The organism is Gordonia spumicola, from assembly GCF_009932475.1.
Lineage (GTDB): Bacteria > Actinomycetota > Actinomycetes > Mycobacteriales > Mycobacteriaceae > Gordonia > Gordonia spumicola.
In genome coordinates, this window is record NZ_BJOV01000005.1 from 1868456 (window position 1) to 1888182 (window position 19727).

Sequence of the window (19727 nt, forward strand, 5' to 3'; positions counted from 1 at the left end):
GGCATGATCGTCGGCCCGGGTTCGGTCACTGCGTGAGCAGCCGACGACAGGGTTCACACCAGTCTCCCACGACTGCGCCCCGTGCTGCGATTCGCCGTGCGATCACGGAACCGCGACGACGTACTTCTCGCGGTCGGCGGGATCGACGAACACCACGATCCGATCGCCTTCCGGAGGAGTCACCGACGGCACTCCGCTGTACGCGTGCGTGAAGCGGTGGACCCGACCCGTCATCGGATCGTCGTACCGCGCGACGAGCGTCCACACCGTCCGCACCGATCCCTCGGAGTCGGTGCTCACCGACGACCGCACGGCCTCGACGACCGCGGTCAACCGGTCGCCCGTCTCGATGACGGCGATGTCGCGGCGCCGCGTGCGGACCCGCCAGATCCAGAAGCCGACGCCGAGCGCACCGAACACGACGCCGAGCAACGTCAACACGCCCGGCCCCACCCATTCGACGATGCCCGCCGTCCCGCCGAGGATCGCGTCCGACGGGTCGTCCGCTCGATAGTGGACGGTCACCGTGTCGCCGACGGACGGCGCCGGACTCTGCCCGCCCGACGGCGTGTACTCGTAGTCGTGCCCGTCGACGGTGTACCTCACCGTGATCACATAGGTGCGGTTGCTCGACTCACCGATGCTCTGGTCGGAACCGTGCGCGATCCGCCCGATCACCGTGCCCTGCGTCGTCTCCGACCCGACGAGCGACGACATCACGAACCCGCCCCACACCAGCCCCGCGATCAGCATCGGGAGCCCGACCGCGGTGAACACGATTCCGACGATCCCGTGCGCGCCCAGCTTGCGCGCCTGAACGAGCGCGGCCTGTTTGTCGTGATCGACCATCGGGTCGGCGGGAGAGTAGTCCACGGCGCTTCCTCTCGGTCGGCGATAGGCTCGGGCGCATGGAGCACACGACGTCGGAGATCGACGCGGACGGCGTCCGCGCAGACATCATCGCACCCGGCGAGCCTCGTGGAACGGTGATCCTGGCGCACGGCGCGGGCAGCGACCGCTCGTCGGCGCTTCTCCGGGTACTCACCGACGCACTGGTCTCGACGGGACTCGCGGTCGCGCGAATCGACCTCCCCTACCGACAGCAGCGCCCGAAAGGCCCTCCGTCACCGGCCCGCTCGGGAGCCGACCGCGACGGGATCCGTGCGGCGGTCGACGCCATCGGGGGACGGTTCGACGGTCCGCTGATCATCGGCGGGCAGTCGTACGGGGGACGACAGGCGTCGATGGTCGCCGCCGAGGATCCGTCGGTGTGCGACGGGCTGTTGCTGACGTCGTATCCGTTGCATCCACCGGGCAGACCGGAGAAGGCCAGGACGGAGCACCTGCCGCTGATCGCTGTGCCCACCCTGATCGTCCACGGTCGCAGCGACGTCTTCGGCACGTCCGACGAGTTCGCCGAGGCCATCGCCCTGATCGGCAGCCCCGTCCGGTTGCTCGAGATCGACAAGGCCGACCACAGCCTCAAACCGGATCGCAGTGGAGTCGGCGAGGCGACGGCCGCCGCCGTCGACGAATGGCTGCTGCCCGCGATCGAGGGCGCTCGGTGACCGGGCGACCGACCGCCGACTACGCGCGGACCGTCGTCTACGCGCCCGATCTCGACGGAGCCGCCGATCCAGGCGAGATCGTGTGGACGTGGGTGCCGTTCGAGGAGGACCCAGCGCAGGGCAAGGACCGCCCGGTCCTGGTGGTCGGGCGCGACGGCGATCACCTCCTCGGCCTCATGTTGTCCAGCAAGGACTACCACCGCGACGATCCCGACTGGCTGTCCATCGGGAGCGGATCGTGGGACGCCGATCGCCGCGAGAGCTTCGTCCGTCTCGATCGGGTGCTGCCGGTGGCCGAGCGGGGCATCCGACGCGAGGGGTCGGTCTGCGAACCCGACCGGTTCGAGGTCGTGGCGGACACGCTCCGCTCGCGCTTCGGCTGGCGCTGAACGTTGGTGACGTTTTCGGGTGCGGGCCCGGAAAACGTCACCAACGTTGTCAACGCTTGAGGGCGAGCGCGCGACGACGGACCGCTCGGACCACGTTTCCGACCCTGGTCTTGAACCTGATCGGCGGATCGACGATCTCCGACGTCTTCACCCACTGGGCGATCGCGTCGAGCGCGGACTCGAACGCCTCGTCACGGGTGACGGGCACCGCCGCGTCGTCGCCGACGGTCACCAACAGGTCGTCGAGACCGCCGTACACCCGATAGCCGCCCTCCAGAAGGGCGTCGACCATCCGCTTGGACCGGCTCACCGCCCATTCCTGCTGGTCCGGACCGAGCCCGATCGGCTCACCGCCGTCGATCGCGAGCATCACTTCGCTGATCAGCACGTTCTTGACGAGCCGCTCGTAGCGGTGCCAGGCGACGTCGTCGGGCTGCAGGCGGGTGTTGAGATTCCGCAGGAACTCGGTTTGGGCGGCCGACAGCGAGCTGTTGTCGCCCGCGGCCCGAGCCGGCAGCGCGGCCGGGTCGACGGAGAGCACCGCGAGGAATCGCTCCCACAGCCCGTCGCCCGGCGTCGACGCCCCCTTGGCAGGCACCGTGACGACGTGGACGTGATCGGGCCCGACCACGGATGCCCAGTCCGCCGCGATGCGGACGTAGTCCTGGAACTCCCAGAACGGTTCCTCGCCGTCGTCCGAGTCGATCGAGTCGACGAACTCGTCGAGCGTCGCCCGACGTTGGTTCTTCACGTTCTCCTGCCACACCGACGGGACCTGACGCCCGAGGTCGCGGACGGTCAGGATCACGTGCACGTTGGCGAACGACAGGTCGTCGACGAGACGCCTGACGTGCTCGGGTCCCGCGTTCGCGAACAATTCGTGGGAGACCACCGACCGCCCGGTCCACGACCGCATCTGGGCGATCATGGCAGGCCAGGCCCCTGCGTGTTCGGGAGCCGCCCAGTCGAGGTACCGCTCGGGCTGTAGGTGCGCGGCAGCGTGGAAGTGGTCGTCGATGCGCCGTCCCGGATACAGGAGGCCTTGGGCCATCGCGTGATCGCGGTTGCGCCAGAGTCTGCCCTGCAGATACGTGGTGCCGGTTTTGGGCAGACCCACGTGGATGAAAACTGTTGACATGATCCCTTGACGGTACTATCAGTCCATTCGGACACCCGACGATTTGGGCGCTCACCGTCCCGCTGGTAAAGTCGTCTGCTGTTGCGCTCAACGCCGACCGACAGGTGGTCGCGGAGTGCTGCCCGAAACCAGAAAACGCACGACCGACCCGGTCGCGGAGTTACGACGAGAAGGATAATCGCGTGGCAAACATCAAGTCGCAGATCAAGCGGAACAAGACCAACGAAGCACGCCGTCAGCGCAACCAGTCGATCAAGTCGGCCCTGCGCACCGCGATCCGCAACTTCCGCGAGACCGTCGCCTCGGGCGACAAGGACAAGTCGGCGGAGCTGCTCGTCAGCACCAGCCAGCAGCTCGACAAGGCTGTCACCAAGGGTGTCATCCACAAGAACCAGGCCGCCAACAAGAAGTCGGCCATGGCTCTCGCCGTCAACAAGCTCTGACGCGTCGCGGGGGTCGCCCCGCATGCGGACGGCATGTCCGCACCCATATCTGAACAGTTCGACGAGAACCCCGGTGGTGTCCACGCGACCATCGGGGTTTTCGTGTCCCCTCGACTCCGCTCGGGAGGCAGGGCTCCGCTCGGGAGCGTGGCTAGGTCAGCGGCGCCGGGGGCGGAGCTGTGCGACAGCCGAGACCGCATGCTCGAGGGCGTAGTCCATGTCGGCGGCCTGCCCCTTCACGTCGCCGTTGAGCTGCGCGACGATGAGCATCGCCGCGCCGATCGACTCCGAGTCCCACGCGCGGGCCTGGGCCTGGATCTTTCCGACACGGCCCGGCGGCATGCCCAGCTCGGACGCGACGGTGAACTTGTCCGCTCCGCCCATCGATCGGACTCGGGCGATCCCGAACACGGCTTCCGCCAGCGCGTCGGCCAGCAGCACGCGTGCCGTCCCCCGGTGCACGGCCCATGCGAGGGACTCCATGGCGCCGGCCACGTCGCCGGTGACGGCCTTGTCCGCCACTTCGAAGCCGGTGACCTCGGCGCGCCCCGTGTAGTAGGTGCGGACCGCATCGGCGTCGACCTTGCCGCCGGTGTCCGCAGCGAGTTGGTGGACCGCGGCGGACAGTTCGCGCAGATCGGATCCGACCATGTCGGTGACGAGTTCCACCACCTCCGCGCTCACCCTGACACCGATCTCACGGAACTCCGACCGGACGAAGTCGACTCGCTCGTTGGGCCACTTCGGCGCGACACACGCGAACTCCTGCGCACCGGCCTTCTGCAGCAGTCCGACCATCGACTTCTGGCGTCCGCCGCCGGAGTGAATGACGACCATCGTGATGCCCTCCGGGATCGAGGTCGCCGTCGCCGAGATCAATCCCGCCGGTTCCTTGCCCGCCGCGTCGGCCGCCTCGATCACCACGATCCGCTCGTCGGCGAACAATGACGGACTGAGGAGTTCGGCGAGCTCGGGCGCGGTGACCTCCCCGGCCCTGACTCGGGTGACCGGGACGTCGACGCCCGCCTCGCGTCGACGCTCGGCGGTGATCCGGGAGATCACTCGACCGGTCAGGAAGTCGTCGTCACCGAGGAGGAGGAACAGGCGGTCGCTCACGCGTCCATCCTTCCAGACCGCCGCCGTCGGCCGCCCGGCGCAGGGCCAGCCGCACCCCGATCGCTCCCCCGACCGCGACGAGCACCGACGCCGCGAGCGGCCCCGGGACCTCCGGAGCGACCCATCCCGGCCCGCCGAGTCGATCCGCGACGCCGAGCAGCCATCGCACCGGCGGCCCGGTCGCTCGGACGAGGAGCTCCGCGGGCACCTGCGCGGGACCGTGCCTCGGTCCGACGGCTCCGATCACCGCAGCCGCGGTCCCCGCGACCCCGATGAGCGGGATCACCGGTGCGACGAGCAGGTTCGCGAGCACCGCGAACACGCTGACGCGCCCGGTCGTGGCGATGACGATCGGCGTGGTCAGGATCTGCGCGGCCAGGGTCATCGCGGTCACCGACGCGAGCCAGTCGCCGACTCCGCGGTCGAGCAGCGCGAACCGGATGGGAGCCGACCACAGCACGAGTCCGAGCGTCGCCGCGACCGACAGCGCGAAGCCCGGAGCCAACGCCATCTGCGGCCACCACAGCAGGACGACGATCACCGCGGCCCCGAGCGCCGGCAGCGCCTGCGAGCGACGCGACGCCAGACCCGCGGCGAGGCCGACCGATCCCATGATCGCCGCCCGCAGCACGCTGTCCGTCGGGCGTACGAGGATGACGAACCCGACCACCGCGACGACTCCCGTTGCGAACACCGTCCGCGGCGACGCCCCGCACGCGCGCACGCCGAAGATCACCGCGCCGACGGTCAGCACCAGATTCGACCCGGAGACCGCCACCAGATGCGACAGTCCGGCGGCGCGGAACGTCTCCGTCGTCTGCTGATCGAGGCCGCCGGTGTCACCGAGGACCAGCCCGGGCAGCAGTCCGCCCTGGCGTCCGCCCAGTGCCCGAGCCGCGAGTTCGCGCAGTCGTAGACGCACGTGGCCCGCCGACCGCTGCCACCACGGCGCGTCCGCGGTTCGTCTGACGTCCCCGATCGCACTGAGTCGGGCGGCGATCAGCCGGTCGCGACCGGGGGCCGCGGCCGACCGCGCTTTCACCCGCGCCGTCAGACGTTCGCCCGGAAGCAGGTCGCCGATGTCTGCGTCGAGCGACAGCAGGGCCGCGACCGGCCGGATGCGGCGCTCGGCGAGTCGGTCCACCCGCACGGGCACCGTGATGCGTCGTCCGGCCGCCGATCCGACCGGGTCGCCGGTGACGACCACCTCGACGACCGGTTTCCCGCCCGCGATTCGGATCGGTGACGCGTCGACGGCCGCGATCCGCAACAGCACGATCACCCCGGCCGTGACCGACACCCCGCAGACCGCGGCCACCGTCACGGCGACGGCCGCACCGCGCCTCGCCCGGCGCACGACCGCGGTCGCGGCCGCCGCGAGCGAGACGACCACCGCGACGGTCACCGGTACCGGCGCGAGCAACGCGACGGCGGTGGTGAGCCAGCAGCCCGCGGCGGGTGCGGCGAGCCGCAGGTCGGCCATCAGCCGACGGTGACGAGCGGCCGGAGCTTGGCGAGACGGCCCGGACCGATCCCGTCGACCTCGGCCAACTGGTCGACGGACCCGAATCCGCCGTGAGCGTCCCGCCACGCGACGATCGCCTGCGCCGTCACCGGGCCGACTCCCGGCAGTTCGTCGAGTTGTTCCGGCGTCGCCGTGTTCAGATTCACCGGAGCGCCGTCGCTGTGCGGCCGGTCCGACCCCGTGCTCGTCGCACCTCCCGAACCGACGACGGCGCTGCGGACCTGATCACCGCCGCCGCGGCCGACGAGGACCTGATCGCCGTCGTTGACCACCTGGGCGAGGTTCAACGACAGCAGGTCGGCGCCCTCGCGCGCACCCCCGGCTCGCTCGACGGCGTCGGCGACCCGCGATCCGGCGGGCAGCCGGATCAGTCCCGGTCGGACGACCATTCCGACAACGCTCACGACCACCTCCGTCGGCGTCGGGTCCGTCGGGGGCGGTGTCGTCCCCGACGGGACGCCCGACCGCACCGGTTCGTCGAACGCCACGAGCGGCGCGACGGGTTCGTTGGCGCGCAGCAGGGAGTATCCCGCGACGCCGCATCCGACGAGTCCGACGAGCACCAGGCCGATCGCCGCGCGCGGCAGCATCGTCCATCGGTTGCGTGGGGCGACCCAGTCGTCGTCGTCCTCCTCGTCGGTGTGCCCGTGCGCGCGGTCGAGGTCGTCGTCCAGGCATTCGAACGACGCCGACTCGCGCTGCGACCAGCGCCGCCGCCCGGCGCCGGAGTCGAGCCAGTCGGGCATCGCGGTGACGCCCCAGCGTTCGACCGCGCCGTCGTCGTCCGGCTCGTCGTCCGGCTCCCCGGGTGGCTCCGGCGGACGCATCAAACGCGCCAGTCGATCCGATCCGGCCTCGCGGCTTCTGCCCGCCCGCACATCCATCCCCATGACCGCAACGGTAGGTCCAGAAACGGGCCGTCAGCCCGCCCTGGCGACGTTGTGGACAATTCCGGGCAGCGCCGGACGTTGTCCACAGCGGTGGGGCGTCAGAACTCGATAGGTTCGAGTCCGTGCGCGATGGCGACACCGACCGCGCCGGGACCGACGTGGGTGCCGAGGACTTGGCCCAGGTCGACGGTCAGCGTAGAAGGCACGTCCTCGAGACGCGCGACGACGGAGTCGAGCACTTCCGACGCCAGGCCGGGGTTCTGGCAGTGCTGCACTCCGACGGTCACCGATTCGCCCGCCGCGAGCTCGACGACGGTGTCGACCATCTTCGCGATCGCCTTCGTCATGGTCCGGTGACGCTCGCGCAGCGCGAGGACGCCGTCGGCCATGTGCAGGATCGGCTTGATCGACAGGGCCGAGCCCAGGATGTGACCGGTCGCGCTGAGTCGTCCGCTGCTGCGGAGGTTGTCGAGGTTCTGCACACACAGCAGCGACTCCGCGGTCGCGCCCGCGCGAACGGCGGCCTCGTACACGTCGTCGCGGGCGGCGCCCGCCTGTGACGCCTGCACCGCGGCCATCGTCGTGAGTCCGAGTGACACGCCGACCGATCGGGAGTCGACGACCCGGACCGCGCCGTCGAGTGCGTCGGATGCCAGTCGGGCGGCGCTCCACGTCCCCGAGAGCCTGCGAGACATGTGGACGGCCACGACGCCGTCGCCGTCGCTGAGCTCGAGCGCCTGCTCGTAGGCCCGGCGCAGATCGGCGAGGCTCGCGCCCGACGTCGTGACGCCGGGGGTCGACACGACGTCCGGCGGGATGTCGTCGACGCCTTCGAGGTACTCGGTTCCGTCGGCGAGGGTCACGTGGAGCGGGACCTGCAGTATCCCGAACGTGCTCATCAGTGACGCGGGCAACCGCGACGATGAATCGGTGACGATGACGACAGGCACCCCCATAGGTTAGCGGGTGCCCTCGGGCGTCGATCACACCAGGCGCGTCTGGATTCCGTCGAGAAACCTTCGCAACCCGGACTCGAGGAGGACGTCCACGTCGTACGGGTAGCCGACCTCCATGATCCGAGCCATGTTCGGGTGGGTCGACTCCGGTGCGATCCGGCGGAGCTCGCCCACCCTGGCGTCCATCCACTCGTCGTTGTCCAGCCCCGTCTCCGCGCGGTCGGCGAGCTCGGGTTCGAGCGTCGAGCCGAGCCCGCGGATGAGGTTGAGCAGGCAGAGATAGTCGGTGAACGCCTGCACCGGATCGAGCCCGGCGGCGTGCAGGCATCCGAGCATCCGCTCCGCGAGCGGCATCGCGTTCGGCATGGATGCGGGCCTCGTCATCGACAGGGCCCCGGCGAACCACGGATGCGCGACCATCGACCGCCACATCGCCATGCACGATCCGTGCAGATCGACGCGCCAGTCGCCGGTCTGTGGCCGCAGGTCGACCTCGCCCATGACGCTGTCGAGCATCGCCAGTTCGAGCTCCTCACGGCTCGGCACGTAGCGGTACAGCGCCATCGTCGGGATGTCGAGTGTCGACGCGAGACGGCGCATCGACACCGCGCCCAGCCCCTCGGCGTCGGCGATCGACATCGCCGTCGCGATGACGCGGTCACGGGTGAGGACTGCGGAGCCGACGCCGTCGGCGGCCCGGACGACGCTTCCCCGCCCCGGCGTGGACTCGATTAGCCCGTCGTCCTGCAGCAGCACGAGCACGCGGCTGGCGGTCGCCATCGCGACGTTGTGGTCGCGCATGATCGCCCGGGTCGACGGAACGGCGTCTCCCGGTCCCAGCCTGCCGGTCGCGATGCGCCCACGCAGGATGTCGGCGATCTGTTCGGCTCGGGTCATCGGCGACGCCCACCCAGGAGCGCACTAGTGCACTTTTGCGGAATACCCACGTGAACACCGTATCGCAGAGCACCATGTACGGCGTACGTTCGCACTATGAACAAGTCATTGAACGTCCTCGTCAGCGGCGCGTCGATCGCGAGACCCGCCACCGCACTCCTCCTCGCCCGCCTCGGCCACACCGTCACCGTCGTCGAACGAGCGCCTGCCCTCCGCACCGGCGGCCAGACCGTCGACCTCCGCGGCGCGGGGCGGACCGTCGTCGACCGCATGGGATTGACCGCGGTGACCGACGCCAAGCTCCTGCACCAGCGCGGCGTCGCGACAGTCGACACCCGTGGACGTCACTTCAGCGAGCTGTCCGTCGAGGCGTTCGACGGCAACGGCATCGTGTCCACCCACGAGATCCTTCGCGGCGACCTCGCCGAGAGCATCGTCGGCGCGGTCCCGTCCTCCGTCGAATGGATCTGGGACGACACCGTGACCGCCGTCGAGCGGGCCCGCGATCACGTCGACGTCTCGTTCGAGAAGACCGACGACCGCCGCTTCGATCTCGTGGTGGGCGCCGACGGACTCAACTCCGCTGTCCGACGGGCCTGCTTCGGCCCCGACGAGGCGTACCTCGACCCGATCGGACTCCGCTACGCGTGGTTCACGGCCACCATCGACCAACCGCTCGACGACTGGTACCTCATGCACAACCACGTCGGCGGACGCGTCGTCTCCTGCCGCCCGTCGCGGGTCGACGGCACCGTCAAGGCGTCCCTCGCGATCCGCGGAACCGACGAGACTCCCCTGCGTGACCGCGCCGCGCAGTGGGACATGTTCGACGACGCGTTCGCCGAGGTCGGATGGGTGGCGCCGCAGCTACTGGAGCAGATGCGGGACGCCGACGACTGGGCGTACGCGGACCTCGCCGCCGTGCGCATGGACTCGTTCGCCCGCGACCGCGTCGCCCTCGTCGGCGACGCCGGGTACTGCCCCACCCCGCTGACCGGTCTCGGCACCACTCTGGCGCTGGTGGGCGCGTACGTGCTCGCGGGCGAGATCGAACGGGCCGACGACCTCGACACCGCCCTGGCCGGCTACGAGACCGTGATGCGCCCGTTCATCGACCGCTGCCGACAACTGCCGCCCGGCGGCGCATCCGGATACGCGCCGTCGAGCCGACTCGCCGTCGTCCTCGGACGCTGGACGTACCGGTCGATGAACCGGTGGCCGATGCGGAACCTGCTCGCCCCGCAGTTCGCCAAGGCCGACGGGATCGACCTTCCCGACTACCGGCCCGCCGCTACAACGCCGCGCGTATGACGGGGGCGACGGCGTCCGCGATCGCGGCGTGCGCGTCGACACTCCAGTGGATCCCGTCGGGGTTCATGACTGCGTCCGGATCGTCGTACGCCGCCGAGGTGACCTCGTAGAAGCCGGTGGTGGTCGCGATGCCGTGCTCGTGCGCCCACCGCCCGATCGCCGACGTCAACGGAACCCGTCCGGGATGCGCGTGACCGTAGTACGGGCTGTCGTGCGTGGACGGCAGGCACACCACGATCGGCAGGTCGGGACGCAGATGCGCGACGGCTCCGCGGATCTTCTCGAAGTAGTCGACCGTGACCGCGACGGGCAGGGCCATCGGCCAACCGAGCGGCGACAGCCGGGGCTGCAGCCACGAGTAGCCGTCGCGCACCACCTGGCGCAGACGAGCGGGCCGCAGGTAGCGGATCTGCTCGCGCAGCGCGGTCGGCAGCGGCGACGGCAGCGAGTCCATGCCGCCGAACGCGAGTACCAAGACGTCGGCCTTCGGCAGCGCCGCCCAGATCCGCGGATCCTGCGTGATCGCCCACCACACGTCGCGGCTCGTCCAGCCGATGCGGGCGAACAGGTCCACCTCGCGTCCCACCTGCTCGCCGACGAGGTTCGGCCAGATCCTCGGATCGTCGGACGGCAGACCGCCCGTCTCGTCGTAGTACGACAGCGAGTCGCCCAGCACCATGATCGAACCCACGGAGGTCACAAACCTTTCTATTGAACGCCCAGGTCGGCCGATTCGGCCGACGCGTTCCACACGTCCAGACGCCACACCGGCGCTTCGTCGTCGCTCGCCGAATGGCCGGACAGCTGCACCCAGCTGGTGTTGGCGAGTCCCCCGAACACCGGCCAGTTCGCCACGGGCAGTCCGAGCAGGCCCGCGGTCAGCGCGGCGATGCAGCCACCGTGCGCGACGAGGACGACGGGAGCGTCGGCGACGTCGCCGCGTCCCCAGTCGTCGAGGCCCGCGACGAGTTCGTCGACGACCGGGAGCATGCGCTGCGCCACCTGCACGCGACTCTCGCCGTTCGGGGGCGTCCACGTCGAATCGTCGCGCCAGACCCGACGCGCACCCGGCATCTCGGCGTCGACCTCGTGGTGAGTCATGCCCTGCCAGTCGCCGAGATGAGTCTCGCGCAGGCGCACGTCGGTCGCCACGTCCTGACCGGTCACCGCGCCGATGGCCCGTGCCGTCTCGTGCGCGCGACGCAGATCAGACGACAGGATCACCAGCGGCGACCGCGTCGCGATCGCTCGCCCGGCGACCCTCGCCTGCTCGACGCCGACGTCGGAGAGGTCTGTGTCGAGCTGGCCCTGCATCCGCTGCGTCGCGTTGTACAGGGTCTGTCCGTGCCGGAGCAGGATCAACCGCCGGACGACCGGCGTCAACCGTTCGACGCTGGAGTCCCCCGGATCCGGTTCGCCGATCATTCCGCGGGGATGACGGCGTCGTCGTCCGTGTCGCCCTCGGGTCGCGTCGCGGGCTCCACGCCCTCGATGTCCAGGAGCGGGCAGTCCTTCCAGAGGCGTTCGAGGCCGTAGAAGTCGCGCTCGTCGTCGTGCTGCACGTGGACGACGATGTCGCCGTAGTCGAGCAGCGCCCAGCGTCCCTCACGGGTGCCTTCGCGACGCAACGGCTGGTGACCGCCTTCGCGGAGCTTGTCCTCGATCTCTTCGACGATCGAGTTCACCTGGCGCTCGTTGTCGGCCGAGCAGATCAGGAACACGTCGGTGATGACGAGATGCTCGGACACGTCGATCGCGGCCACGTTGGTCGCGAGTCGCTCGACCGCGGCGTGTGCGGCGATCGTCGTCATCTCGAGGGACTCGGCGGAGACGCTCACTGGGATTCCTTTCGGTACAGACCGTGCTTGTTGATGTACTGGACGACGCCGTCGGGCACGAGGTACCAGACGGGACGTCCAGCGCCCGCTCGCGCCCGGCAGTCCGTCGACGAGATCGCCAGGGCGGGGATCTCGATCAGCTGGAGCGCGTCGGCGGGCTTGGACGCCAGATGCTCGGTCAGATGGGTGGCATTGAGTTCGTATCCGGGCCGCGACACTCCGATGAAGCGCGCGAGCTCGAACAAGTCCTCCCAATCATGCCAGTTCAGAATCGTTTCGAGGGCATCGGCACCGGTGATGAAGAACAGGTCGTCACCCGGATACGCCCGCCTCAGGTCGCGCAGGGTGTCGACCGTGTAGGTGACGCCGGCCCGTTCGATGTCCACACGGCTCACCGTGAACTGCGGATTCGAGGCCGTCGCGATCACGGTCATCAGGTACCTGTGCTCGGCCGGGCTGACGTGCCGCGACGGGTCCGCCGCGTGCTCGCCCTCCTTCTGCCACGGCCGCCCGGTGGGCACGAAGATCACTCCGTCGAGCTTGAAGCGATGCGCCACCTCGCTCGCCGCGACGAGGTGCCCGTTGTGGATGGGATCGAAGGTTCCGCCCATCACGCCGATGCGGCGCGGCTTCGCGGTGCCGGGTGACATGTGTCCTGACATTACGCGTCGGCGTCAGTCGGGTTACACCGGCAGCAGGTCGGCGATCACCTTGCCGAGTTGATCGACGTTGCGGCACTCGAACATGTCGATCGCGTCGCCGTACGCCGAAGCCGCCGAGTCGCCCGAGTCCCAGTGCTCCTTGCGTTCCGGGTTCAGCCAGTACGCGTTGCGGACCTTGTCGCGGATCTTCGACAGCGAGTCGACGTGCGTCGGCCGGAAGTTGTTGCGGGCGTCGCCGAGGATCAACAGTGCGCTGCGATGCGTCAACGAGTCGAGGTAGAGGTCGGCGAACCCCTTCAGCATGTGCCCGTAGTCGGAGTGGCCGTCGCGCAGGCTGATCTGCGCCTGCGTGAGCATCGTCGTCATGCGTTCGCCGAACTGCGCGTCGTCGTTGCCGCGCGCGAAGAAGTCGGTCACCTCGTCGACCGTGTCGACGAACGCGAACACCCGCACGTTGGAGAACTGCTGACGCAACGCGTAGACCAGTTGCAACGTGAACTGGCTGAACCCGGACACCGAACCGGACACGTCGCAGATCACGATCAGCTCGGGCTTCCCCGGCCGCGGCTTGCGGCGACGCAGGTCGATCGGCACGCCGCCGGTCGACATCGACGCGCGCAGCGTGGCTCGCACGTCGACGGCCGCGTGCTTGTTCCGACGACGACGGAACTCGAGTTTGGACGCCAGGAGCCGCGCGATCGGGTCGATAGTGCGACGCATCTTGATCATGTCCTGCGGATTCGCCGAGAAGAAGTCGATGTTCTCCGGCAGCTTCGGAACCGCGTACTGGGCGACGGCGTCACGCCCGCGCACCTGTGCCATCCGACGCTGCGTCTCCGTCTCCACGGCCTGGCGCAGACGTGCGGTCGCATCGCGTGCGGCCTGGCGGTTGAGCGGGTCGGTGCCGGGACGTTCCCCGTCTCTCCCCTGGCCGCCGGCCATCGCCGCGGCGATCCGTGCGATCAGCGTCTGCGGGGAGATCACCGACATCGCCTGGTACACCGAGTACGACTCGCCCTGCGCCGACTCGTACCGCCCCATCTCGGCGACGATCAGCGCCACCATCTGGTCGAACCGGCCGTCGGCCATCGCTTCGGGATCGGCGAGGGTCTGCGTGACGAGTTCCCGGATCGCGTCGACGTCCACTTCGCCGTCGGCGTCGCGCTTGATCACGGTGCTGGCCACCCGTGCCTCGTTGCCGAGCGGGAACCACAGTTCGAAGCACCTGTCGAACGTGTCGCGATGCAGATGATCGGACAGGATCGTCGCCGCCAGCCCTTCCCGCAGCGCCTCGCGATCGAGCAGGTCGAGCACCGTCATCGCCTGTCCGGCGTCGATCAGGTTCGACGGGCCGACGGTGATCCCCCGGCCCCGCAGGTCCTCCACGAAACCGGTGAGCGTGTCGACGACCTTCTCGACTCCGGCGCCACTGCGCACGTCAGCCGAGTTTCAGTTCGCGGATCGCGGTGGTCACGTCGGGACGGTGCTTGAGCACCACCCCGAGGGTCTTCGCGATGAGCGACTCGTCGAGCCGGCCGCCCTTGACCGCGTCCTCGCCGGACGTCATCGCCAGGAGCGTATTGCCCCAGTCGATGGTCTCGGCGACCGACGGCTTCTTCTTGATGTCCAGGCCGCGCAGGACGCCGATCACCCGGACGATCTCGGTCGCGACCTTCTCCGGCAGATCGGGGACGCGCGACGCCAGGATCTGACGTTCGAGGGCGGCGTCCGGGAAATCGATGTAGAGGTACAGGCATCGACGCTTGAGGGCCTCGGACAGTTCCCGGTTGGCGTTCGAGGTGAGGAGCACGATCGGGCGTCGCTGGGCCGTGACGGTGCCCATCTCCGGGATCGTGATGGCGAAGTCGCTGAGCACTTCCAGGAGCAGTCCCTCGATGTCGACGTCGGCCTTGTCGATCTCGTCGATCAGCAGGACGGTCGGCTCCGTGCGGCTGATCGCCGTCAGCAGGGGCCTCGCCAGCAGGAACTCTTCGGAGAAGATGTCGTTCTTGGTCGCGTCCCAGTCACGGCTGCCCGCGGCCTGGATCGCGAGGATCTGCTTGGCGTGATTCCACTCGTACAGCGCGCGGGCCTCGTCGATGCCCTCATAGCACTGTAGTCGGATCAGTTCCGCTCCCGTCGCCTGCGCGATGGCCCGCGCCAGCTCGGTCTTGCCGACGCCCGCCGGGCCCTCGACGAGCAGCGGCTTGCCGAGACGATCGGCGAGGAACGTCGTCGTGGACGTGGCCGCGTCGGCGAGGTACCCGGTCTCCTTGAGGCGGGCGTTCACGTCCGCGGTGTCGATGAACGCGGGTGTCACGTCGGCCGCGATCATGCCGGACGCACCTGACCGTCGCCCCAGACCAGCCATTTCGTGGACGTGAGCTCGGTGAGTCCCATCGGACCGCGCGCGTGCAGCTTCTGCGTCGAGATGCCGATCTCCGCGCCGAACCCGAACTGCTCGCCGTCGGTGAACGCGGTGGAGGCGTTCACCATCACGGCGGCGGCGTCCACGCGGGCGGTGAACTCGTTGGCCGCGGTCAGCGAGCCGGTGACGATGGCCTCCGTGTGCCCGGTGCCGTACTCGGCGATGTGGTCGATCGCGGCGTCGAGTCCGTCGACCACCTTGAGGGCGATGTCGAGCGAGAGGTACTCGCGGTGCCAGTCGTCCTCGGTGGCGGGTTCGAAGCCTGGTTCGTCGCTGTGGATCACGACGCCCTGAGCCTGCAGAGCCGTGGTGATCGGGCCGAGTGCGGCGTCGGCCGCCGCCTTGTCGATCAGTACCGTCTCGACGGTGTTGCACACGCTCGGCCTGCGGGTCTTGGCGTTCATGATGATGCGGGTCGCGATGTCGACGTCGGCGTCGGCGTGCACGTAGATGTGGCAGTTCCCGGTGCCCGTCTCGATCGTCGGGACGGTCGCGTCGCGGACCACAGCCGAGATCAGCCCGGCACCGCCGCGCGGGATCACGACGTCGACCAGGCCGCGGGCGCGGATGAGCGCGGTGACGCTGTCTCTCGTCTCGCTCGGCAGCAGGGCGACGGCGTCAGCGTTCACCTTGTGCGTGGTCAGGACCTCACGGAGGATCGCCACGAGCGCGGCGTTCGAGTCGGCGGCCGACGACGAGCCGCGCAACAGCACCGCGTTGCCCGCCTTGAACGAGATGCCGAACCCGTCGACGGTCACGTTCGGGCGAGCCTCGTACACGAATCCGACCACTCCGAGCGGAACCCGCACCTGACGGAGGTCGAGGCCGTTGGGCAGCGTCTTGCCCGCCGTGACCTGTCCGACCGGGTCGGGCAGGGCGGCGACCTGACGCAGCCCGCCGGTGATGCCCGCGATGCGCTCGGGCGTCAACCGGAGTCGGTCGACGAGGGACGCCTCGGTGCCCGCCGCTTCGGCGCGTTCCACATCGGTCGCGTTGGCGGCGAGGACGGTGTCGGCGGCGGCGTCGATCGCGTCGGCCGCCGCCTCCAGCACCGAGTTCTTCTGGGCGGTGGTCAGTGTCGCGAGGCTGCGGGACGCCTGCTTGGCGGCGGTCGCGAGGTCGGTGACGACAGCGGTGACGTCCTCGAGGGTTGGTGCGCTCATGGGTCCAGGTTAGCGCTGCCCTCCGACATCCCCGACGCGGGCAGCGACACCGTGAACACGGCACCCGACGCGGGGCCGTCGCTCGTCGCCGAGATGTCGCCGCCGTGCGCGTCGACCAGGCTCCGAGCGATCGTCAGCCCGATTCCGCTGCCCCCGTCGGGCCCGCTCCCTTCCCGTCTGCCCCGCGCGGTGTCGGCACGGTAGAACCTGTCGAACACGTGCGGCAGGTGGTCGGCCGCGATGCCCTCCCCGGTGTCGGCGACGGTGAACACCGCGCGATCTCCGTCCCCGCGGGCGGCGATCGTCACCGTTCCACCCGACGGGGTGTGCCTGCGGGCGTTGTCGAGGAGGTTGCCGAGCACCTGACCGATGCGAGCGGGGTCCGCGTGCACCGCGACGGCCGGTCCGGCGTCGACGACCAGGGCGATCCCCGCGTCGGAGTACGCCTTCCCGGCAGCCGTGACGGCCGCGCGGACCAACTCGTCCGACGTCGTGGGTTCGGGCCGGACGGCGTCGAGCCCCTCCTGCACCCGCGACACCGCGTTGACGTCCTCGGCGAGTCGCGCCAGGCGCCGCGTCCCTGTCCGGAGCACGCGGATCAAGTCGGCGTCGGCCACCCGCACACCGTCCTCGAGGGCCTCGAGATGCGATTCGATGGTCGCGATCGGGGTCCGCATCTCGTGACCTAGATCGGCGAGCATGCGCCTCCGGGTGGTCTCGGTCTCGCCGAGCCGATGCGCGAGCCGATTGACGGCATCGGCCAAGTCGGCGAATTCGCGGCCGAGGCCGGCGTCGACGACAGTCGTGTCGTATCGTCCGCGCGCGATGTCACCCGCGGACTCGGCGAGCGCCGCGACCGACCGGTCGACGCGTCGTGCGAGCCACCAGCTGACGGCGAGCGCGATGAGCACGGCGACGACGGCCGCGATGCCCCATGCCGGGAACAGCGTGCCCCGGAAGGCCATCTCGATGTGCGCGGCCAGGTCCGAGTCCTCGGATATCCCCGCCTGCATCAGATGGTCGTGGAAGAGGCTCGGCGCGATCAGCACCGACATCACCGCGGCCGTCGCCAGGCACCCGATCAAGACGAGCGACGACGCCAGGAACAAGCGCGTGCCGAACCCGATGCGTCTCATCGGCCGTCGCCCATCCGGTAGCCGACGCCGCGGACGGTGACCACATAGCGCGGGTTGGACGCGTCGTCGCCGAGTTTGCGACGAAGATGGCCGACGTGGACGTCGACGAGGTGATCTGCGCCCTTCCATCCGGTCCGCCAGACGGCGTCGATCAACGCCGACCGGGTCACGACGACGCCGGGATCGGCCGACAGGACGGCGAGTACGTCGAACTCGGTGCGTGTGAGGTGAACCGGCTCGTCTGCCACCGTCACCTCGCGGGCCGCGACGTCGATCGTCAGGTCGCCTAACGTACGGAGCTCTCGGGGCGCGGTCCGCGCGGCCGGGCCGCCGAGCCCGCCGCGCGGGCGACGGATCCGGGCCTGGATGCGGGCCGACAGTTCGCGGGGACTGAACGGCTTCGTCATGTAGTCGTCGGCGCCGACCGACAGTCCGATCAGCGTGTCGACCTCGTCGCTGCGCGCGGTCAGGATCACCACGTACGCGTCGGAGAACTCCCGCACGCGCCTGCACACCTCGACTCCGTCCAGCCCGGGGAGACCGAGGTCGAGCACCATCACGTCCGGGTCGACGTCACGAGCCCGATCGACCGCCCGCATGCCGTCGCCCACCGTCGTCACGTCGAAACCGTCGCGTTCGAGATAGGAGGTGACGAGACTCGCGAGATCGGGCTCGTCCTCGACGACCATCGCTCTCAGTGCGTGTCGCACGGGTTGACTCATGCCGTCCATCATGGCGGTGCCGGACGCTCGCAGTCGAAGGGCTTGAGGAGATCTTGAGGCGAGCTACAGCCGAAACCCGGTGCGGGACGTGCACACTCGGTCGAGTACCCCGAACAGCCCTGGAAAGGTGATGTCCCATGAACACCCGTCCGATCGCCGCCGCCATCGCAGTCGTCGCCGCCGTCGCAGCCCTCAGCGCATGCTCGTCGTCCGACGACTCCACGTCCGGCCACGAAGGCCACGACATGGCATCGATGTCGACGTCCGCGGCGAACGCGTCGGCGTCCGACTCCGCGCACAACGCCGCCGACGTGATGTTCGCGCAGATGATGCTCCCCCACCACGAGCAGGCGTTGGAGATGAGCGACATCCTCCTCGCCAAGGACGGCGTCCCCACCGACGTCCGGGCCCTCGCCACGTCGATCAAACAAGCGCAGGGCCCCGAGATCACCCAGCTGACATCCTGGCTGACCGCGTGGGGCGAGCCGACGACCGCCGACATGTCGGGCCACACGATGGACGGCATGGTGTCGGCCGACGACATCGCGAAGCTCAAGGACGCCTCGGGACCCGACGCCGCGAAGCTGTATCTGACCCAGATGATCGCGCACCATGAAGGCGCCGTCAGCATGGCGCAGTCGCAGGTGACCGGGGGGAAGAACGCCGACGCCGTCGCGATGGCACGCAGCATCGTCGAGTCTCAGACCGCCGAGATCACCACGATGAAGGCGATGCTCGGAACGAGCTAGTGCCCTAGTCAACACGACTCGAGCGCCCGGCCGAGCGCGGTCTTCGACGGGGCGTCGACGGGCAGTCCGTACCGGGCCAGGACCGTCACGAACTGGACCGCGTACTGGCAGTGGAAACTGCGCAGGGTCGGCATCCAGCGTGCCGGTTCGGCGTCCGACTTCGTCTGATTGCTCGCCCCGTCGACGGCGACCAGGTTCGACGGGTCGTTGGCGAAGGTCGCACGGCGGTCCGCGTCCCACCGCGACGCGCCCATGTCCCACGCGTAGGAGAGCGGCACGATGTGATCGATCTGGATCGCGCTCGATCCGCGACCACGCTCGAAGACGACGGGCCTCCCCGTGTAAGGGCTGGTCAGGACTCCGGCGGCGACCGCGCGGGGACACGTGCTCGCCGACGTCAGGCCCGACACCCGCACGTCGCGCGCGAGGATGTCGTTTCGGGTGTCGCAGCCGTTGCCCGCGCCCGCGGCCTGCGTGTCGTCGGTCCACGCCGAACCGAACGCCTCACGCTGATATCCGGAGTCGTGCGGTGGACGCGCGCCGATCACCCGCAGACCGTCGAACGCCCGCCGCGCCGCGTCGACCTGAGCGGCGGGCACCGGGTGCGGTTCACGGACGGGTCCGACCCCGAACGCGACCACGACCGCCACCGCCGCGAACACCACGAGGCCGAGCCACTGCCTGCCGGTCAGGCGGACACGGTCGGTCCTCCTGTGCGCGTGCCGATCCGCCCACCGCATCGTGTCTCCCGTCCCCGAATCCGATCCTCACATAAGGTCAGACGCATAGAACGCAC

At 69.6% G+C, this 19727-nt stretch carries 22 protein-coding genes; 5 read left to right on the top strand and 17 right to left on the bottom strand.

Translation table 11 applies throughout. The features are described from left to right. Nucleotides 1-102: 102 nt before the first annotated feature. The gene (locus GYB83_RS19935) at nt 103-873 is read right to left on the bottom strand and encodes a DUF3592 domain-containing protein (RefSeq protein ID WP_161897046.1); all 771 of its coding nucleotides are present in this window, start codon (nt 871-873) and stop codon (nt 103-105) included. A 35-nt stretch (nt 874-908) separates the two neighbouring features. Here GYB83_RS19935 and GYB83_RS19940 point away from each other — a divergent pair, with 35 nt between their 5' ends. Together GYB83_RS19940 and GYB83_RS19945 are read left to right on the top strand one after the other, a co-directional pair. Then, nucleotides 909-1568, top strand: coding sequence for an alpha/beta hydrolase family protein (locus GYB83_RS19940; RefSeq protein WP_161897047.1), 660 nt, complete (start codon nt 909-911; stop codon nt 1566-1568). Beyond that, nucleotides 1535-1957, top strand: coding sequence for a type II toxin-antitoxin system PemK/MazF family toxin (locus GYB83_RS19945; protein ID WP_161897048.1), 423 nt, complete (start codon nt 1535-1537; stop codon nt 1955-1957). Before GYB83_RS19940 ends, GYB83_RS19945 begins: the two co-directional genes overlap by 34 nt. 49 nt (nt 1958-2006) lie before the next feature. On the opposite strand, the gene GYB83_RS19950 is transcribed toward GYB83_RS19945, so the two are convergent. Further along, the gene (locus GYB83_RS19950) at nt 2007-3095 is read right to left on the bottom strand and encodes a sulfotransferase (protein ID WP_161897049.1); all 1089 of its coding nucleotides are present in this window, start codon (nt 3093-3095) and stop codon (nt 2007-2009) included. A gap of 182 nt (nt 3096-3277) precedes the next feature. Between GYB83_RS19950 and rpsT the strand changes: the two genes are divergently transcribed. Further along, the gene (gene rpsT, locus GYB83_RS19955; protein ID WP_161897050.1) at nt 3278-3538 is read left to right on the top strand and encodes a 30S ribosomal protein S20; all 261 of its coding nucleotides are present in this window, start codon (nt 3278-3280) and stop codon (nt 3536-3538) included. Between the two features lie 156 nt (nt 3539-3694). Here rpsT and holA read toward each other — a convergent pair whose 3' ends face one another. The 5 genes from holA to GYB83_RS19980 all read right to left on the bottom strand — a co-directional run bounded on the left by holA (nt 3695) and on the right by GYB83_RS19980 (nt 8922). Beyond that, entirely contained in the window at nt 3695-4654 is a 960-nt protein-coding gene (gene holA / locus GYB83_RS19960; RefSeq protein WP_161897051.1) for a DNA polymerase III subunit delta, read from the bottom strand. Further along, nucleotides 4623-6137 (bottom strand): ComEC/Rec2 family competence protein, encoded by a 1515-nt coding sequence (locus GYB83_RS19965; RefSeq protein ID WP_161897052.1) that lies wholly within the window; start codon nt 6135-6137, stop codon nt 4623-4625. The genes holA and GYB83_RS19965 overlap by 32 nt, the downstream gene beginning before the upstream one ends. Beyond that, nucleotides 6137-7069 carry a helix-hairpin-helix domain-containing protein gene (locus GYB83_RS19970; protein ID WP_161897053.1) on the bottom strand — a complete coding sequence of 311 codons (933 nt, stop codon included), beginning with the start codon at nt 7067-7069 and terminating at the stop codon, nt 6137-6139. The genes GYB83_RS19965 and GYB83_RS19970 overlap by 1 nt, the downstream gene beginning before the upstream one ends. Before the next feature lie 98 nt (nt 7070-7167). After that, entirely contained in the window at nt 7168-8019 is an 852-nt protein-coding gene (locus GYB83_RS19975; RefSeq protein ID WP_161897054.1) for a DegV family protein, read from the bottom strand. Between the two features lie 33 nt (nt 8020-8052). After that, a complete protein-coding gene (locus GYB83_RS19980) occupies nt 8053-8922 on the bottom strand; it encodes a TetR/AcrR family transcriptional regulator C-terminal domain-containing protein (protein WP_161897055.1) in 870 nt (289 codons plus the stop codon). A 96-nt stretch (nt 8923-9018) separates the two neighbouring features. On the opposite strand from GYB83_RS19980, the gene GYB83_RS19985 reads away from it, so the two are divergent. Continuing rightward, nucleotides 9019-10233: an FAD-dependent monooxygenase gene (locus GYB83_RS19985; protein WP_161897056.1), complete on the top strand. Its 1215-nt coding sequence runs from the start codon at nt 9019-9021 to the stop codon at nt 10231-10233. Here the strand turns inward: GYB83_RS19985 and octT are convergent. The 9 genes from octT to GYB83_RS20030 are packed head-to-tail and all read right to left on the bottom strand — an operon-like array spanning nt 10214 to nt 18149. Then, nucleotides 10214-10924 (bottom strand): diglucosylglycerate octanoyltransferase, encoded by a 711-nt coding sequence (gene octT, locus GYB83_RS19990; RefSeq protein WP_161897057.1) that lies wholly within the window; start codon nt 10922-10924, stop codon nt 10214-10216. The genes GYB83_RS19985 and octT overlap by 20 nt on opposite strands. A gap of 17 nt (nt 10925-10941) precedes the next feature. Further along, nucleotides 10942-11658, bottom strand: coding sequence for a histidine phosphatase family protein (locus GYB83_RS19995; protein WP_161897058.1), 717 nt, complete (start codon nt 11656-11658; stop codon nt 10942-10944). Beyond that, the gene (gene rsfS, locus GYB83_RS20000) at nt 11655-12071 is read right to left on the bottom strand and encodes a ribosome silencing factor (RefSeq protein ID WP_161897059.1); all 417 of its coding nucleotides are present in this window, start codon (nt 12069-12071) and stop codon (nt 11655-11657) included. Before rsfS ends, GYB83_RS19995 begins: the two co-directional genes overlap by 4 nt. Then, entirely contained in the window at nt 12068-12721 is a 654-nt protein-coding gene (gene nadD, locus GYB83_RS20005) for a nicotinate-nucleotide adenylyltransferase (RefSeq protein WP_161897060.1), read from the bottom strand. Before nadD ends, rsfS begins: the two co-directional genes overlap by 4 nt. Nucleotides 12722-12754: 33 nt before the next feature. Further along, entirely contained in the window at nt 12755-14170 is a 1416-nt protein-coding gene (locus GYB83_RS20010) for a vWA domain-containing protein (RefSeq protein ID WP_161897061.1), read from the bottom strand. 1 nt (nt 14171) lies between these two features. Then, nucleotides 14172-15068, bottom strand: coding sequence for an AAA family ATPase (locus GYB83_RS20015; RefSeq protein WP_161897062.1), 897 nt, complete (start codon nt 15066-15068; stop codon nt 14172-14174). After that, the gene (locus tag GYB83_RS20020) at nt 15065-16324 is read right to left on the bottom strand and encodes a glutamate-5-semialdehyde dehydrogenase (protein WP_161897063.1); all 1260 of its coding nucleotides are present in this window, start codon (nt 16322-16324) and stop codon (nt 15065-15067) included. The genes GYB83_RS20015 and GYB83_RS20020 overlap by 4 nt, the downstream gene beginning before the upstream one ends. Continuing rightward, nucleotides 16321-17460 (bottom strand): sensor histidine kinase, encoded by a 1140-nt coding sequence (locus tag GYB83_RS20025; RefSeq protein ID WP_161897064.1) that lies wholly within the window; start codon nt 17458-17460, stop codon nt 16321-16323. Before GYB83_RS20025 ends, GYB83_RS20020 begins: the two co-directional genes overlap by 4 nt. Continuing rightward, nucleotides 17457-18149, bottom strand: a complete 693-nt coding sequence (locus GYB83_RS20030; RefSeq protein WP_161897621.1) for a response regulator — start codon at nt 18147-18149, stop codon at nt 17457-17459. The genes GYB83_RS20025 and GYB83_RS20030 overlap by 4 nt, the downstream gene beginning before the upstream one ends. A gap of 170 nt (nt 18150-18319) precedes the next feature. Here GYB83_RS20030 and GYB83_RS20035 point away from each other — a divergent pair, with 170 nt between their 5' ends. Next, complete coding sequence (locus GYB83_RS20035; RefSeq protein WP_161897065.1) at nt 18320-18931, top strand: DUF305 domain-containing protein; 612 nt, start codon at nt 18320-18322, stop codon at nt 18929-18931. An 8-nt stretch (nt 18932-18939) separates the two neighbouring features. Here the strand turns inward: GYB83_RS20035 and GYB83_RS20040 are convergent, their stop codons facing one another. Continuing rightward, nucleotides 18940-19671, bottom strand: coding sequence for an HNH endonuclease family protein (locus GYB83_RS20040; protein WP_161897066.1), 732 nt, complete (start codon nt 19669-19671; stop codon nt 18940-18942). Between the last annotated feature and the right edge of the window lie 56 nt (nt 19672-19727).

What these genes read in the sequence shown, in the direction of transcription:
- GYB83_RS19950 (WP_161897049.1), bottom strand. Translation starts at nt 3,095, where the DNA reads ATGTCAACAGTTTTCATCCACGTGGGTCTGCCCAAAACCGGCACCACG.
- GYB83_RS20020 (WP_161897063.1), bottom strand. Translation starts at nt 16,324, where the DNA reads ATGAGCGCACCAACCCTCGAGGACGTCACCGCTGTCGTCACCGACCTC.
- GYB83_RS20040 (WP_161897066.1), bottom strand. Translation starts at nt 19,671, where the DNA reads ATGCGGTGGGCGGATCGGCACGCGCACAGGAGGACCGACCGTGTCCGC.
- nadD (WP_161897060.1), bottom strand. Translation starts at nt 12,721, where the DNA reads ATGTCACCCGGCACCGCGAAGCCGCGCCGCATCGGCGTGATGGGCGGA.
- GYB83_RS19965 (WP_161897052.1), bottom strand. Translation starts at nt 6,137, where the DNA reads ATGGCCGACCTGCGGCTCGCCGCACCCGCCGCGGGCTGCTGGCTCACC.
- GYB83_RS19995 (WP_161897058.1), bottom strand. Translation starts at nt 11,658, where the DNA reads ATGATCGGCGAACCGGATCCGGGGGACTCCAGCGTCGAACGGTTGACG.
- GYB83_RS20035 (WP_161897065.1), top strand. Translation starts at nt 18,320, where the DNA reads ATGAACACCCGTCCGATCGCCGCCGCCATCGCAGTCGTCGCCGCCGTC.
- GYB83_RS19940 (WP_161897047.1), top strand. Translation starts at nt 909, where the DNA reads ATGGAGCACACGACGTCGGAGATCGACGCGGACGGCGTCCGCGCAGAC.
- GYB83_RS19945 (WP_161897048.1), top strand. Translation starts at nt 1,535, where the DNA reads ATGGCTGCTGCCCGCGATCGAGGGCGCTCGGTGACCGGGCGACCGACC.
- GYB83_RS19980 (WP_161897055.1), bottom strand. Translation starts at nt 8,922, where the DNA reads ATGACCCGAGCCGAACAGATCGCCGACATCCTGCGTGGGCGCATCGCG.
- GYB83_RS20015 (WP_161897062.1), bottom strand. Translation starts at nt 15,068, where the DNA reads ATGATCGCGGCCGACGTGACACCCGCGTTCATCGACACCGCGGACGTG.
- GYB83_RS19985 (WP_161897056.1), top strand. Translation starts at nt 9,019, where the DNA reads ATGAACAAGTCATTGAACGTCCTCGTCAGCGGCGCGTCGATCGCGAGA.
- GYB83_RS20030 (WP_161897621.1), bottom strand. Translation starts at nt 18,149, where the DNA reads ATGGTCGTCGAGGACGAGCCCGATCTCGCGAGTCTCGTCACCTCCTAT.
- GYB83_RS20025 (WP_161897064.1), bottom strand. Translation starts at nt 17,460, where the DNA reads ATGAGACGCATCGGGTTCGGCACGCGCTTGTTCCTGGCGTCGTCGCTC.
- GYB83_RS19970 (WP_161897053.1), bottom strand. Translation starts at nt 7,069, where the DNA reads ATGGGGATGGATGTGCGGGCGGGCAGAAGCCGCGAGGCCGGATCGGAT.